Raw genomic sequence first — 13,559 nt, forward strand, 5'->3', positions numbered from 1 at the left:
CTCATTTTATCGCCGTCGTTTCGACCGATTACCCATGATTATTGTTATAAAATCACCTTTTCTTTCCTCTCGTTGATTGGCCCTTTCTATCACACACATCGTTAACAAAATCGCTGCGCCCTTTTTTTACGCCAACAAATTCCCTACAATCCGGGAAAATGTCTGCCAACAACAATGAGGATCTCATGGGCACGGCCAAACACAGTAAGCTGCTAATTCTTGGTTCTGGACCTGCGGGATACACCGCAGCGGTCTACGCTGCACGCGCTAACCTGCAACCGGTACTGATTACGGGCATGGAAAAAGGCGGTCAGCTGACCACCACCACCGAAGTTGAAAACTGGCCAGGCGATCCTGAAGGCCTGACCGGGCCGCTGCTGATGGAGCGCATGCACGAGCATGCCGCCAAATTTGATACCGAAATCATTTTTGACCACATCAACAAGGTCGATCTGCAAAACCGTCCGTTCCGCCTGACCGGTGACAACGCGGAGTACACCTGCGACGCGCTGATCATCGCCACCGGCGCCTCTGCCCGCTATCTGGGTCTGCCTTCTGAAGAGGAATTTAAAGGTCGCGGCGTATCTGCCTGCGCAACCTGCGACGGTTTCTTCTATCGCAACCAGAAGGTCGCGGTCATCGGCGGCGGCAATACCGCGGTTGAAGAGGCACTCTATCTGGCGAATATCGCCTCTGAAGTGCACCTCATTCACCGCCGTGATACTTTCCGCGCGGAAAAGATCCTGATCAAACGTCTGATGGACAAAGTGGCCAGCGGCAATATCGTGCTGCACACCCACCGCACGCTGGAAGAAGTGACCGGCGATCAGATGGGCGTGGCGGGCCTGCGCATCCGTGACACCCAGAACACCGACAACGTTGAAACGCTGGAAGTGGCAGGTCTGTTTGTTGCCATCGGCCACAGCCCGAACACGGCTATCTTCGACGGCCAGCTTGAGCTGGAGAACGGCTACATCAAGGTGCAGTCAGGTATTCATGGTAATGCTACCCAGACCAGCATCCCGGGCGTGTTCGCTGCGGGCGACGTGATGGACCACATTTATCGTCAGGCGATCACCTCTGCGGGCACCGGTTGTATGGCGGCGCTGGATGCAGAACGATATCTCGACGGACTGGCCGATCAGAGCAAATAATTTTTACAAATCAGCAACAAACGTAAATAAGGCGGCGATAAGTCGCCTTTATCGTCTCTGCGTTGTAACATTGCCGTGCCCAATACCTAATAACATCACCTGCAAAGCACGCAATGGAAAAAACCCGTCAACAAGAGTTAACTCGCTGGCTTAAAAAGCAAAGCGTTATTTCCCGCCGCTGGCTGAATATTTCCCGTCTTTTGGGGTTTATCAGCGGACTGTTGATTGTCGGCCAGGCATGGCTTCTGGCCCGCATTCTTAACCATATGATTATGGAAAATATCCCGCGCGAGGCGCTGTTACTGCCTTTCATTGTGTTGATTCTGGTCTTTGTTCTGCGTGCCTGGGTGGTCTGGTTGCGTGAGCGCGTGGGCTTCCACGCCGGGCAGAACATTCGCTATGAAATTCGCCGCCAGGTGCTGGACAGGCTACAGGAGGCCGGGCCTGCCTGGATCCAGGGCAAGCCCGCCGGAAGCTGGGCGACGCTGATCCTCGAACAGATCGATGATATGCATGACTACTACGCCCGCTATCTGCCCCAGATGGCGCTGGCCGCTTTCGTTCCCCTGCTGATCGTGCTCGCGATTTTTCCTTACAACTGGGTCGCCGCGCTGATCCTGCTGGGCACCGCCCCGCTGATCCCGCTCTTTATGGCGATGGTCGGTATGGGTGCTGCCGACGCCAACCGCCGCAACTTCCTGGCGCTCGGACGTCTCAGCGGCCACTTCCTTGACCGTCTGCGCGGCATGGAAACGCTGCGTATTTTTGGTCGCGGTAAAGCCGAAACCGACAACATCCGCCACGCCTCCCAGGATTTCCGTCAGCGCACCATGGAAGTGTTACGCCTGGCATTTTTATCCTCCGGGGTGCTGGAGTTCTTCACCTCCCTGTCGATTGCGCTGGTTGCCGTCTATTTCGGTTTCTCCTATCTGGGCGCCCTTGATTTCGGTCATTACGGTACCGCCGTGACCCTTTTTGCAGGCTTTCTGGCGTTAATTCTGGCGCCGGAATTTTTCCAGCCGCTGCGCGATCTGGGCACTTTCTATCATGCGAAAGCGCAGGCGGTGGGTGCCGCCGACAGCCTGAAAACCTTCCTTGAAACGCCGCTGGCTCATCCGCAGCGTGGCGACGTGACCCTGAACACCACCAGACCGGTCAGCATTGAAGCGGAAGATTTTTGCGTGCTCTCGCCGGAAGGTAAAGTCCTTGCCGGCCCTCTGAACTTTACCCTCGCGGCAGGTCAGCGCGTGGTGCTGGTTGGCACCAGCGGCTCCGGTAAAAGCTCCCTGCTGAATGCGTTATCCGGTTTTATGGCCTACAGCGGCTCGCTGCGCATCAACCAGGCCGAGCTCTCAGCGCTCGATCCTGACGAGTGGCGCACCCATTTAAGCTGGGTAGGACAGAACCCGCAGCTTCCGGCGGCCACGCTGCGGGAAAACGTGCTTCTGGCTCGTCCGGATGCCAGCGAAGAAGAGTTACAGTCAGTCCTCGACCGCGCCTGGGTCAGCGAGTTCCTGCCCCTGCTGCCGAACGGCGTGGATACGGTAGTGGGCGATCAGTCGGCGGGGCTTTCCGTCGGCCAGGCGCAGCGCATTGCCGTAGCCCGCGCCCTGCTTAACCCGTGTCAGCTTTTATTGCTGGATGAACCCGCCGCCAGCCTGGATGCGCACAGTGAACAGCGTGTGATGATGGCCCTTGATGCCGCCTCGCAGCAGCAAACCACGCTGATGGTAACCCACCAGCTGGAGGGCATCTCCCGGTGGGATCAGATCTGGGTCATGGACAATGGTCAGCTTGTTGAGCAGGGTGATTACGCCACGCTCGCGGCGGCACAGGGGCCGTTTGCGGCCCTGCTGGCAAACCGTCAGGAGGAGATTTGATGCGCGCTTTACTGCCTTATCTGGCGCTTTATATGCGCCACAAATGGATGCTGACGCTGGGCGTGGTGCTGGCGATTGTCACCCTGCTGGCCAGTATCGGCCTGTTGACGCTCTCCGGCTGGTTCCTCTCTGCCTCCGCGGTCGCCGGTTTTGCCGGGCTCTACAGCTTCAACTATATGCTCCCCGCCGCCGGGGTGCGCGGCACGGCCATCACCCGCACCGCCGGGCGCTACTTCGAGCGTCTGGTCAGCCATGACGCGACCTTCCGCGTGTTGCAGCACCTGCGCGTTACCACCTTCAGTAAGCTGCTCCCCCTCTCCCCCGCCGGACTGGCACGCTATCGCCAGGGGGAATTGCTTAACCGCGTCGTCGCCGACGTGGATACCCTCGATCACCTCTATTTGCGCGTTATCTCTCCGCTGGTAGGCGCCCTGGTGGTGATTGCGGTGGTCACCCTTGGGCTGTGCCTGCTGGACGTTCACATTGCGCTGGTGCTCGGCGGGATCATGCTCGCAACGCTCTTTATCTTACCCCCGCTGTTTTACCGCGCCGGAAAACCGACTGGTGAAAAGCTGACGCGTCTGCGGGGCGAGTATCGCCAGCAGTTGACGGGCTGGCTACAGGGTCAGGCGGAGCTGACCATCTTTGGTGCCAGCCGCCGCTACCGTGCGCAGATGGAAAATACCGAGCTGAACTGGCACGAAGCCCAGCGCAAGCAGTCGGAACTCACGGCCCTCTCCCAGGCGCTGATGCTGCTAATTGGCGGAGGCGCAGTCATGGCGATGCTGTGGATGGCTTCCGGCGGCGTGGGTGATAACGCGCAGCCAGGCCCATTAATCGCCCTGTTTGTCTTCTGTGCGCTGGCGGCGTTTGAAGCCCTGGCGCCGGTGACCGGTGCCTTTCAGCACCTGGGCCAGGTGGTGGCCTCCGCGCTGCGGATCACCCAGATTACCGGCCAGCAGCCGGAAGTGCAGTTCAGTACGACCGCATCAGCGGTCCCTGAGCAGCTGGCCCTGCGCCTTTCGGATGTGAGTTTTGCCTACGAAGGTCAGGCGCAGCCCGCGCTGGACCACATTAATCTGACGATCCCCGCGGGCGCCCATGTGGCGGTGCTGGGTCGCACAGGCTGCGGTAAATCGACACTGCTGCAGTTGCTGACCAGAGCATGGGACCCGGCGCAGGGTCAGATCCTGTTTAACGATATGCCTCTGGTGCAGATGAGCGAGACTGCGCTGCGCAAAACGGTAAGCGTGGTGCCCCAGCGGGTTCATCTTTTCAGCGCCACCCTGCGCGATAACCTGCTGTTAGCTGCGCCCGGTGCTGCCGATGAGGTGTTACGCGGGATGCTGGAAAAAGTGGGTCTGCAGAAGCTGCTGGAAGATGAAGGGCTCAACAGCTGGCTTGGCGAAGGCGGCCGTCAGCTATCTGGCGGCGAGCTGCGTCGCCTGGCCATTGCGCGCGCGCTGCTTCATAATGCGCCGCTGATGCTACTGGATGAGCCAACCGAAGGGCTGGACGCGACTACCGAGCGGCAAATCCTTGATTTACTGAAAAAAGAGATGCAGGACAAAACCGTGCTGATGGTGACGCACCGTCTGCGCGGTCTGGCGGATTTCGATCAAATTATTGTGATGGACAACGGACAAATTATTGAGCAAGGTAATCACGCTGAACTGTTGGCAAAACAGGGCCGCTACTACCACTTTAAACAACGTCTGTAGTCTATATTTGAACCGATCCCCACTTTGCGTACTGGAGTTTTGTTGTCATGCGCCTGGTCCAGCTCTCTCGTCATTCTCTTGCGTTCCCTTCTCCGGAAGGGGCGCTGCGTGAACCTAATGGTTTGCTGGCCCTGGGCGGCGATCTGAGTCCGTCGCGTTTATTGATGGCTTACCAGCGGGGGATTTTTCCGTGGTTCTCTCCCGGCGATCCCATCTTATGGTGGTCGCCCGATCCCCGCGCCGTTCTGTGGCCCGCGGAGTTTCATATCAGCCGCAGCATGAAGCGTTTTCACGCCCGCTCCCCTTATCGCGTCACCCTCAACCATGCGTTTGGTCAGGTGATCGAGGGCTGCGCCAGCGATCGCTTTGAAGGAACCTGGATCACACCCGAGGTGATCGTCGCCTACCATCGCCTGCACGAGCTGGGCTACGCCCATTCGATTGAGGTATGGGATGATAAGGATGAACTGGTGGGCGGCATGTACGGCGTGGCGCAGGGCACGCTGTTTTGCGGCGAGTCGATGTTCAGCCGCGCGGTTAACGCCTCCAAAACCGCGCTGCTGGTCTTCTGCGAACGCTTCGCACGCAGCGGCGGCAAGTTAGTTGACTGCCAGGTGCTGAACGAACATACCGCCTCGTTGGGTGTGGTGGAGATCTCGCGCCATGAATATCTGGCGCAGCTGGCGACCCTGCGCATGCAAAAATTACCGCAAAATTTCTGGGTGCCAACGACGTTATTTACGCCTCAGGGATAAATGTTTTCCGCATATTTTTCCTCAAGGTGCTATAATTCTGCCGCAGAGTAGGTTCTGCCTGTTGCCCCGCCGCCGTTTGGGAATAGTTCGCATCCGATAACGCCCTATCGTTTATCCTGCCACCTCCCCTTTACGTATGCGCTTTTCGTACGGTTGAACCGTGACGTCCGGGCAATACGCTGAAAACTGCTTTGTTGCGTTTTAAACGCGCAAATCTTTACTTAATTGATGAATTTCGGCATTATCTTGCCGGTTCAAAACTTGGTAGTGATACCCCAGAGGATTAGATGGCCAAAGAAGACAATATTGAAATGCAGGGTACCGTTCTGGAAACGTTGCCTAACACCATGTTTCGCGTAGAACTGGAAAACGGTCACGTCGTTACCGCGCATATCTCCGGTAAAATGCGTAAGAACTATATCCGTATTCTGACGGGCGACAAAGTGACTGTTGAGCTGACCCCGTACGACCTGAGCAAAGGCCGCATTGTCTTCCGTAGTCGCTAAGAGTATTTCGCCTGCAATGGCGTATAAAGAATAATAAAGGCCGGGTTATCCCGGCCTTTTTTTATGCCCCGCCCGTATCAGTGGATACGCACTACGGTCAGATCCGCCAGCATGGTATGCGCAATATCATGTAGCAGCCCGGTAAGGTGCGGGAGCATCTCGCGGTCGAAATGCGACACCAGCAGTACATGGTTTAAGGCCCGGCAGTAATTGCACTGGGCTTCGGTGCTGTCCAGCAGCCACTCCTGTTTATGCGAGGGCGGAATTTCGTCTTCATCCAGTATGCGAAAATCGGTCATGGATTTTGCCAGCTCAGCGCTGAATGCATCGAGATAGGCCGCCAGGCAGCGGCAGACAGGCTGCGTTTGCGGCAGCGAGTCGCAATCGACAAGGATTTCGGTAAGCAGGTTGCAGCGCGCAGCGAGCGTGGAGAGATCGTGGGCACAGACTTCAAGTTCGCTATAAAGCTGGGGAATAGGGTTTTCATTGGTCATAAAGAGTCCTTTATGCACGGCAAATTATCATTGTGCGCGCTTTCAGGATGCCAATCCTGGCACCTGATTTTGCAGGTGCATCGCCATTCTAATACTGTAATTTTATCCAGCAATTTTCTCGTTTAAATTCTGGATAACGCCTCGCAAAATTTTGATGTGGTGTAAGGTGAATATGCGGCTTACGTGGTCGTTCCGTTCACCTTACGTTCCTTGCTTCTCTGATACGCCGGAACCGGTGAACGTGCCAGGGGGCTCGCCGCCTCCCCCCTGGCAACCCCGGCTCCCGGCAAAGAAAATCGCCGCTTCGCGGTGCCCTCAGCTTATTCCTTCAGGCTTTCGGGTCGGGCACCAGCCTGCATCCCTGCAGGCTATGCCCTCTCGGCGCGTCCATGCGCCTCGCCCCGGCCTTACGGAAACGCTTCGGCGATTTTCAGCCGGACCTGGTCATCGCTGTAACTCTCAATTCACCTTTAATGACTTTATCGCTTCAGGTATTCAAAATTACCAACCCGGCCACATCCATGAAAAAACCATAAAAAAACCGGGCTTTCGCCCGGTTTTTACCATCACGCAACAGCGTTAGTGAGCCGCCTCCGGCTTATGCTTCGCCGCACTCTGGAAATCATACGTCAGCTCGTTCTTCGCCTGATCCAGCGCCACCGTCACCTGGCCCCCATCGACAAGCGAACCAAACAGCAGCTCGTTAGCCAACGGTTTCTTCAGGTTATCCTGAATCACACGCGCCATCGGACGGGCACCCATCGCACGATCGTAGCCTTTCTCAGCCAGCCAGTTGCGGGCCTCCTGGCTCACTTCCAGCGACACGCCTTTCTGATCCAGCTGAACCTGCAGCTCGACGATGAACTTATCCACTACCTGATGGATCACCTCGGTAGAGAGATGTTCGAACCAGATAATGTTGTCCAGACGGTTACGGAACTCCGGCGTGAAGATCTTCTTGATCTCTTCCATCGCATCGGTGCTGTTATCCTGGTGGATCAGGCCGATGGATTTACGCTCGGTTTCACGCACCCCGGCGTTGGTGGTCATCACCAGCACCACGTTGCGGAAGTCCGCCTTGCGCCCGTTGTTATCGGTCAGCGTCCCGTTATCCATCACCTGCAGCAGGATGTTGAACACGTCCGGGTGCGCTTTCTCGATCTCATCGAGCAGCAGTACCGCGTGCGGATGCTTGATCACCGCGTCGGTGAGCAGGCCGCCCTGGTCAAAGCCCACATAGCCCGGAGGCGCACCAATCAGTCGGCTGACGGTGTGGCGCTCCATATACTCGGACATATCAAAGCGCAGCAGCTCAATGCCCAGCGCTTTGGAGAGCTGAACCGTCACCTCGGTTTTCCCCACCCCGGTCGGGCCGGCGAACAGGAAAGAACCGACAGGTTTGTGCTCATGCCCCAGTCCGGCACGGGCCATCTTAATGGCCTCGGTTAAGGCCTCAATGGCTTTATCCTGTCCAAAGACCAGCATTTTCAGGCGATCGCCGAGGTTTTTCAGCGTATCGCGGTCGCTCTGAGAAACGCTCTTCTCAGGGATACGCGCGATGCGGGCCACCACGGATTCGATATCCGCCACGTTGACCGTTTTCTTACGCTTGCTGACCGGCATCAGACGCGCACGCGCGCCCGCTTCGTCGATCACATCAATCGCTTTATCCGGCAGGTGGCGATCGTTGATGTATTTCACCGCCAGCTCCACCGCCGCACGCACCGCTTTTGCGGTATAACGCACGTCATGGTGCGCTTCGTACTTCGGCTTCAGGCCGTTGATGATCTGCACCGTTTCTTCAACCGACGGTTCAGTAATATCGATTTTCTGGAAGCGACGCGCCAAAGCACGGTCTTTTTCGAAAATATTGCTGAACTCCTGATAGGTGGTTGAGCCGATCACCCGGATCTTGCCGCTGGAGAGCAGCGGTTTAATCAGGTTGGCGGCATCCACCTGACCACCCGATGCCGCACCGGCGCCAATGATGGTATGGATCTCGTCGATAAACAGGATGCTGTTGGTATCCTGCTCCAGCTGTTTCAGCAGCGCTTTGAAACGTTTTTCAAAATCGCCGCGGTATTTGGTTCCGGCCAACAGGGAACCGATATCCAGCGAATAGATGGTGCAGTCGGCAATCACTTCCGGAACGTCGCCCTGCACGATGCGCCAGGCCAGCCCTTCGGCAATGGCGGTTTTACCGACGCCAGACTCCCCCACCAGCAGTGGGTTATTCTTGCGGCGGCGGCACAGCACCTGAATCGCCCGTTCCAGCTCTTTATCGCGGCCTATCAGCGGGTCGATACCGCCAACACGGGCAAGCTGGTTAAGATTGGTGGTGAAGTTTTCCATACGTTCCTCCCCGCCTGCCTGCTCTTCGCTGTTGACCTGATGGCTGGAATCCGAAGACGGATTCGATTCGTCTTTTCGCGTTCCGTGAGAGATAAAGTTCACCACATCGAGGCGGCTGACTTCGTGTTTGCGCAGCAGGTAGGCGGCTTGCGACTCCTGCTCGCTGAAGATGGCAACCAGCACGTTGGCACCGGTGACTTCGCTACGTCCGGAGGACTGGACGTGAAATACCGCACGCTGGAGTACACGCTGGAAGCTGAGCGTCGGTTGCGTGTCGCGCTCCTCTTCACTGACGGGCAGTACAGGTGTGGTCTGTTCGATGAAGGCTTCAAGTTCCTGACGCAGCGCCACCAGATCCACGGAGCAGGCTTCAAGCGCTTCGCGGGCGGATGGGTTACTGAGCAGTGCAAGCAGCAGGTGCTCGACCGTCATAAACTCATGTCGGTGCTCACGCGCTCTGGCGAAAGCCATGTTTAAACTGAGTTCCAGTTCTTGATTGAGCATAGGCACCTCCCCCAATTTTCATTGCCTTATTCAGGCTTTTTCCAGCGTACACAGCAACGGATGCTCATTCTCCCTTGCATACTGGTTCACCATTGCCACCTTGGTTTCGGCGACTTCTGCGGTAAACACTCCACAGATGGCTTTGCCATGATAGTGAACCGTAAGCATCAGTTGCGTTGCACGTTCAACATCATAAGAAAAGAACTTTTGTAGCACGTCAATAACAAATTCCATCGGCGTGTAATCATCGTTCATTAACATAACTTTATACATAGATGGCGGTTTTAGCGCGTCACGCACTTCATCTTCCGCCAGCTTGTCGAAATCGAGCCAGTCGTTCGTCTTACCCATTGTCAGTCGTCATCTTCGTTTACGGTCTCCGGTCGCGTGTTCTGATGCTGACGGGAGGCTATACATAACCTGAATCTACCTTAGATGTCAGATAACCTACATCTATTATTGCCATCCGCGATGTCTGTCACAATACCGTTCAATAGCGTTAACTGCTTCAAATTTTGACTCATTTTTACCCGTCCTTGCCCGGCAAATGCTTGACGATCCCTTTGGTTTATCTAAATTGTACAAGCGTGAGTTGGCGAGGTTTTGAACAGCTCCCACTCCACCACCGGTTCATTACATCTAACTCAATAAGATTTACGAAGGATGTCGAAGCATGGAAACGGGTACAGTTAAGTGGTTCAACAACGCCAAAGGGTTTGGTTTTATCTGCCCTGAAGGCGGCGGCGAAGACATTTTCGCACATTACTCCACCATTCAGATGGATGGATACAGAACGCTGAAAGCCGGGCAGGCCGTCCGGTTCGATGTACACCTTGGGCCAAAAGGCAATCATGCCAGCGTTATTGTGCCCATCGAAGCAGAAGTGGTGGCATAGCCCTCTGTTTCATTGTGTACACCCCGCACTCAAAATGCCAGCCCGATGCGCTGGCATTTTTATTTGTGTGCGGTGATGCGACCTGATGCCCGACGACGCTGCGCTTGCGCAGGCCTACGGATTTCGTAGGCCGGGTAAGGCGTAGCCGCCACCCGGCAACAGGTTCACTCCCGGGCTAACGCATCCACCGGATCTAATCGCGCGGCGTTGCGTGCCGGCAACCAACCAAACAGTACCCCGGTAAAGGTAGAACACAGGAAGGCAGTTAGCAGCGCCATCGGTGAAAAACCAATTTCCCAGCCGGGTAAAAACAGCTGCAGCGTAAAGGCGATGAGCAGCGAGAGCGTAATCCCCAGCGCACCGCCCACCAGACAGACCAGCACCGCTTCAATCAAAAACTGCTGCAGCACATCGCCGGCCCGGGCGCCCACCGCCATTCTGATGCCGATTTCACGCGTCCGCTCCGTCACCGACACCAGCATGATATTCATCACCCCGATCCCCCCGACCAGCAGGGAGATGATCGCCACCAGCGTGAGGAAGAGCTGAAGAGTACGTGTGGTCTTTTCCGCCGTTTTCAAGAGCCCATCCATGTTCCAGGTGAAGAAATCTTTCTTCCCGTGGCGCAGGGTTAACAGGCGTTCAAGCTGTTGCTCTGCCTGGGCGCTGTCGTAGCCATCTTTCACCCGGACAGTAATGGAGTTGAGCCACGACTGCCCCATAATGCGCCCGGAGATGGTGGTATAAGGCAGCCAGACGCGCAAAATCTTGCTGCTGCCAAACATCGACTGCTTCTCCTCTGCCACGCCAATCACCGTCGCGGGCATGTTCCCCACCAGCACGATCTCGCCCACCACCTTCGCTTTATTGGGAAACAGCTGTCGCCGGGCGTTGCTGTCGAGCACCACCACCTGCGCCCGCCCTGTCAGCTGCTCTGCATTGAAGGTGCCCCCTTCGCTGAAGGTCATGCCGTAGACGTTAAAGTAGTCGCCGCTGACGCCGTTGGCGCTGGCCGCCACATCGATATTGGCATAGCGCAGACGCAGGCTCTGGGACACCGCCGGGGTGGCGGAGTTAACCCATGGCTGCTTCTGAATGGCCGTGAGATCGTCATACTTCAGCGCCTGCTGGTACTGCGGCTCGTCATCGCCAAAATCTTTGCCGGGATAGACGTCAATGGTATTGGTGCCGATGGAGCGGATATCCGACAGCACCAGCTGTTTGGCCGCGTCGCCCACCACCACAATCGACACCACCGAGGCGATGCCGATGATGATCCCAAGCATGGTCAACAGGGTGCGCATCTTGTTGGCGGCCATCGCCAGCCAGGCCATGGTCAGCGCTTCACGAAAGCTGCTGGCAAACTGCCGCCAGCCCGACGGCGGCGGTAAGGATACCTCCTGGCGCCGGGTGGCATTGAGGCCAGGCGGCGGATTGCTGACCAGCTCGCCATCGCGGATCTCAACGATGCGTCCTGCCTGGGAGGCCACCTCCGGATCGTGGGTGACGATAATCACCGTGTGCCCCTGATCCCTCAGCTGGTGCAGGATCGCCATCACCTCTTCCCCGGAGTGGCTATCCAGCGCCCCGGTCGGTTCATCGGCAAGGATCACCTGCCCGCCGTTCATCAGCGCCCGGGCGATACTCACCCGCTGCTGCTGGCCGCCGGAAAGCTGCGACGGCTGATAATCGACCCGCTTCCCCAGCCCCAGCCGGGTAAGCAGCGCCTGCGCCCGCTCAAGGCGTTTTTTGCGCTCCACGCCAGCATAAACCGCGGGTACCTCGACGTTTTGCGCCGCGCTCAGATGCGAGAGCAGATGGTAACGCTGGAAGATAAAGCCGAAATGTTCCCGGCGCAGTTTAGCCAGCGCGTCGCTGTCCAGCGTGGCGACGTCGGTGCCCGCCACACGATAGGTGCCGCTGGTGGGTTTATCCAGACAGCCGAGAATATTCATCAGCGTCGATTTACCGGAGCCTGATGCCCCGACAATCGCCACCATCTCCCCCGCCTCTACCCGCAGGGTGATGCCCTTCAGCACCTCCACCGGCCCGTCGCCGGAGGGGTAGCTGCGGCGGATATCATTCAGCTCCAGCAGGGCGGTCATTTCGCCGCCCCCGGCTGGCTCTCGCTGATGACCACCTCTTCACCCTCTTCCAGCCCTTTCACCACCACCACATCGGTGTCGTTGCGCGAGCCGAGGCTCACCTCACGCTCGCGGATTTCACCGTTACGCAGCACCTTCACGTTATAGCGGTTATCTCCTACCGGTTGGCCCAGCGCCGCCAGCGGAATGGTCAGCACGTTTTTCACCCCGGAGAGCTGAATATGCACCTGGGCGGTCATGTCCAGGCGCAGCACCCCCTGCGGGTTGGGGACTTCAAACCGGGCGTGATAGAAAATGGCGTCGTTGACCTTCTCCGGCGTCGGGAGAATATCCTTCAGCACCCCTTCATAGCGGGTTTGCGGGTCCCCCAGCACGGTAAACCAGGCTTTTTGCCCCGGCTTCAGGTGGATCACATCCGCTTCCGAGACCTGGGCTTTCACCAGCATGGTACCCATATCCGCGAGGGTCAGGATGTTCGGCGCCTGCTGGGCGGCGATAACCGTCTGTCCCTGCAGGGTCGTAATCTGCGTCACTTCCCCGGCCATCGGCGCAACGATGCGGGTGTACTCGAGGTTAGTTTTGGCACTGTCCAGCGAGGCCTGGTTGCGTTTGATCTGCGCATCGATGGTGCCAATCTGCGCCTGCTTCACCGCCAGCTCGGTGGTCGAGGTATCCAGATCCTGCTGCGAGATCGCCTGGGTGGTCGCCAGCTGCCGCTGACGGTTCAGGGTCACCTGGGCGAGCTTACGCTCCGCTTCCGCCTGGCTGCGCTGGGCGCGCAGCTCCATCAGCGTCGCCTCCACCTCTTTGATCTGGTTTTCGGCCTGCTCCGGGTCGATAACCCCCAGCAGTTGCCCTTTTTTCACCTTGTCGCCAATCTCCACCGACAGCGTCTTCAGCTGGCCGCTGACCTGGGCACCCACGTCAACCTTGCGTAGCGCGTCCAGTTTGCCGGTCGCCAGCACGCTCTGCTGCAGCTCGCCCGGTCGTACAATCAATGTCTGATATTGCGGCACCGGTGCGTTTAGCACCCGCCACAGCCAGAATCCACCCACCAGTACAATCAGCACCAGCAGCAGAAACAGCTTCCTGCGCTTTCCCTTTAAGTTCATAAATATTCCAAATAGCTATTCCGGCTTACGTAACTGTTGATTCTAACTAAACCGCGCCTCAACGAAACCCCTGCTTTTCGT

At 57.3% G+C, this 13,559-nt stretch carries 11 protein-coding genes and 1 pseudogene; 7 read left to right on the forward strand and 5 right to left on the reverse strand.

What is annotated here, in order from left to right; all coding sequences use genetic code 11:
- The first annotated feature begins 185 nt into the window (after window positions 1-185).
- From trxB to infA, 6 genes and pseudogenes are all read left to right on the forward strand, one after another.
- On the forward strand, window positions 186-1,154 hold the full coding sequence (gene trxB / locus DVA44_RS16120; RefSeq protein WP_103178905.1) for a thioredoxin-disulfide reductase: 969 nt from the start codon (window positions 186-188) through the stop codon (window positions 1,152-1,154).
- Window positions 1,155-1,267: 113 nt separating this feature from the next.
- Window positions 1,268-3,034 (forward strand): cysteine/glutathione ABC transporter permease/ATP-binding protein CydD, encoded by a 1,767-nt coding sequence (cydD, locus tag DVA44_RS16125; protein WP_114387532.1) that lies wholly within the window; start codon window positions 1,268-1,270, stop codon window positions 3,032-3,034.
- The gene (cydC, locus tag DVA44_RS16130) at window positions 3,034-4,755 is read left to right on the forward strand and encodes a cysteine/glutathione ABC transporter ATP-binding protein/permease CydC (RefSeq protein WP_114387533.1); all 1,722 of its coding nucleotides are present in this window, start codon (window positions 3,034-3,036) and stop codon (window positions 4,753-4,755) included. The genes cydD and cydC overlap by 1 nt, the downstream gene beginning before the upstream one ends.
- A gap of 47 nt (window positions 4,756-4,802) precedes the next feature.
- Entirely contained in the window at window positions 4,803-5,510 is a 708-nt protein-coding gene (gene aat, locus DVA44_RS16135) for a leucyl/phenylalanyl-tRNA--protein transferase (protein ID WP_103178902.1), read from the forward strand.
- 186 nt (window positions 5,511-5,696) lie between these two features.
- Window positions 5,697-5,870 (forward strand): annotated as a pseudogene (locus DVA44_RS26270) (hypothetical protein); the annotation flags it as partial.
- Complete coding sequence (gene infA, locus DVA44_RS16140) at window positions 5,798-6,016, forward strand: translation initiation factor IF-1 (RefSeq protein WP_001040187.1); 219 nt, start codon at window positions 5,798-5,800, stop codon at window positions 6,014-6,016. The pseudogene DVA44_RS26270 and the gene infA, both read left to right, overlap by 73 nt.
- Before the next feature lie 77 nt (window positions 6,017-6,093).
- Here infA and DVA44_RS16145 read toward each other — a convergent pair whose 3' ends face one another.
- From DVA44_RS16145 to clpS, 3 genes are all read right to left on the reverse strand, one after another.
- Window positions 6,094-6,510 carry a hypothetical protein gene (locus DVA44_RS16145; protein ID WP_114387534.1) on the reverse strand — a complete coding sequence of 139 codons (417 nt, stop codon included), beginning with the start codon at window positions 6,508-6,510 and terminating at the stop codon, window positions 6,094-6,096.
- Window positions 6,511-7,089: 579 nt separating this feature from the next.
- Window positions 7,090-9,366 (reverse strand): ATP-dependent Clp protease ATP-binding subunit ClpA, encoded by a 2,277-nt coding sequence (gene clpA, locus DVA44_RS16150; RefSeq protein ID WP_114387535.1) that lies wholly within the window; start codon window positions 9,364-9,366, stop codon window positions 7,090-7,092.
- 30 nt (window positions 9,367-9,396) lie between these two features.
- Window positions 9,397-9,717 carry an ATP-dependent Clp protease adapter ClpS gene (clpS, locus tag DVA44_RS16155; protein WP_103823399.1) on the reverse strand — a complete coding sequence of 107 codons (321 nt, stop codon included), beginning with the start codon at window positions 9,715-9,717 and terminating at the stop codon, window positions 9,397-9,399.
- 322 nt (window positions 9,718-10,039) lie between these two features.
- Here clpS and cspD point away from each other — a divergent pair, with 322 nt between their 5' ends.
- Window positions 10,040-10,261, forward strand: coding sequence for a cold shock-like protein CspD (gene cspD, locus DVA44_RS16160; protein ID WP_032617324.1), 222 nt, complete (start codon window positions 10,040-10,042; stop codon window positions 10,259-10,261).
- Window positions 10,262-10,425: 164 nt separating this feature from the next.
- On the opposite strand, the gene macB is transcribed toward cspD, so the two are convergent.
- Both macB and macA read right to left on the reverse strand, forming a co-directional pair.
- Window positions 10,426-12,366 carry a macrolide ABC transporter ATP-binding protein/permease MacB gene (gene macB, locus DVA44_RS16165; protein ID WP_114387536.1) on the reverse strand — a complete coding sequence of 647 codons (1,941 nt, stop codon included), beginning with the start codon at window positions 12,364-12,366 and terminating at the stop codon, window positions 10,426-10,428.
- Complete coding sequence (gene macA, locus DVA44_RS16170) at window positions 12,363-13,478, reverse strand: macrolide transporter subunit MacA (RefSeq protein WP_103178898.1); 1,116 nt, start codon at window positions 13,476-13,478, stop codon at window positions 12,363-12,365. The genes macB and macA overlap by 4 nt, the downstream gene beginning before the upstream one ends.
- Window positions 13,479-13,559 lie beyond the last annotated feature (81 nt).

Origin of the sequence: Leclercia sp. W17 (genome assembly GCF_003336325.1) — a bacterium.
Lineage (GTDB): Bacteria > Pseudomonadota > Gammaproteobacteria > Enterobacterales > Enterobacteriaceae > Enterobacter.

Coding starts and splice junctions, on each gene's coding strand:
- trxB (WP_103178905.1), top strand. CDS start 186: ATGGGCACGGCCAAACACAGTAAGCTGCTAATTCTTGGTTCTGGACCT.
- cydD (WP_114387532.1), top strand. CDS start 1,268: ATGGAAAAAACCCGTCAACAAGAGTTAACTCGCTGGCTTAAAAAGCAA.
- cydC (WP_114387533.1), top strand. CDS start 3,034: ATGCGCGCTTTACTGCCTTATCTGGCGCTTTATATGCGCCACAAATGG.
- aat (WP_103178902.1), top strand. CDS start 4,803: ATGCGCCTGGTCCAGCTCTCTCGTCATTCTCTTGCGTTCCCTTCTCCG.
- infA (WP_001040187.1), top strand. CDS start 5,798: ATGGCCAAAGAAGACAATATTGAAATGCAGGGTACCGTTCTGGAAACG.
- DVA44_RS16145 (WP_114387534.1), bottom strand. CDS start 6,510: ATGACCAATGAAAACCCTATTCCCCAGCTTTATAGCGAACTTGAAGTC.
- clpA (WP_114387535.1), bottom strand. CDS start 9,366: ATGCTCAATCAAGAACTGGAACTCAGTTTAAACATGGCTTTCGCCAGA.
- clpS (WP_103823399.1), bottom strand. CDS start 9,717: ATGGGTAAGACGAACGACTGGCTCGATTTCGACAAGCTGGCGGAAGAT.
- cspD (WP_032617324.1), top strand. CDS start 10,040: ATGGAAACGGGTACAGTTAAGTGGTTCAACAACGCCAAAGGGTTTGGT.
- macB (WP_114387536.1), bottom strand. CDS start 12,366: ATGACCGCCCTGCTGGAGCTGAATGATATCCGCCGCAGCTACCCCTCC.
- macA (WP_103178898.1), bottom strand. CDS start 13,478: ATGAACTTAAAGGGAAAGCGCAGGAAGCTGTTTCTGCTGCTGGTGCTG.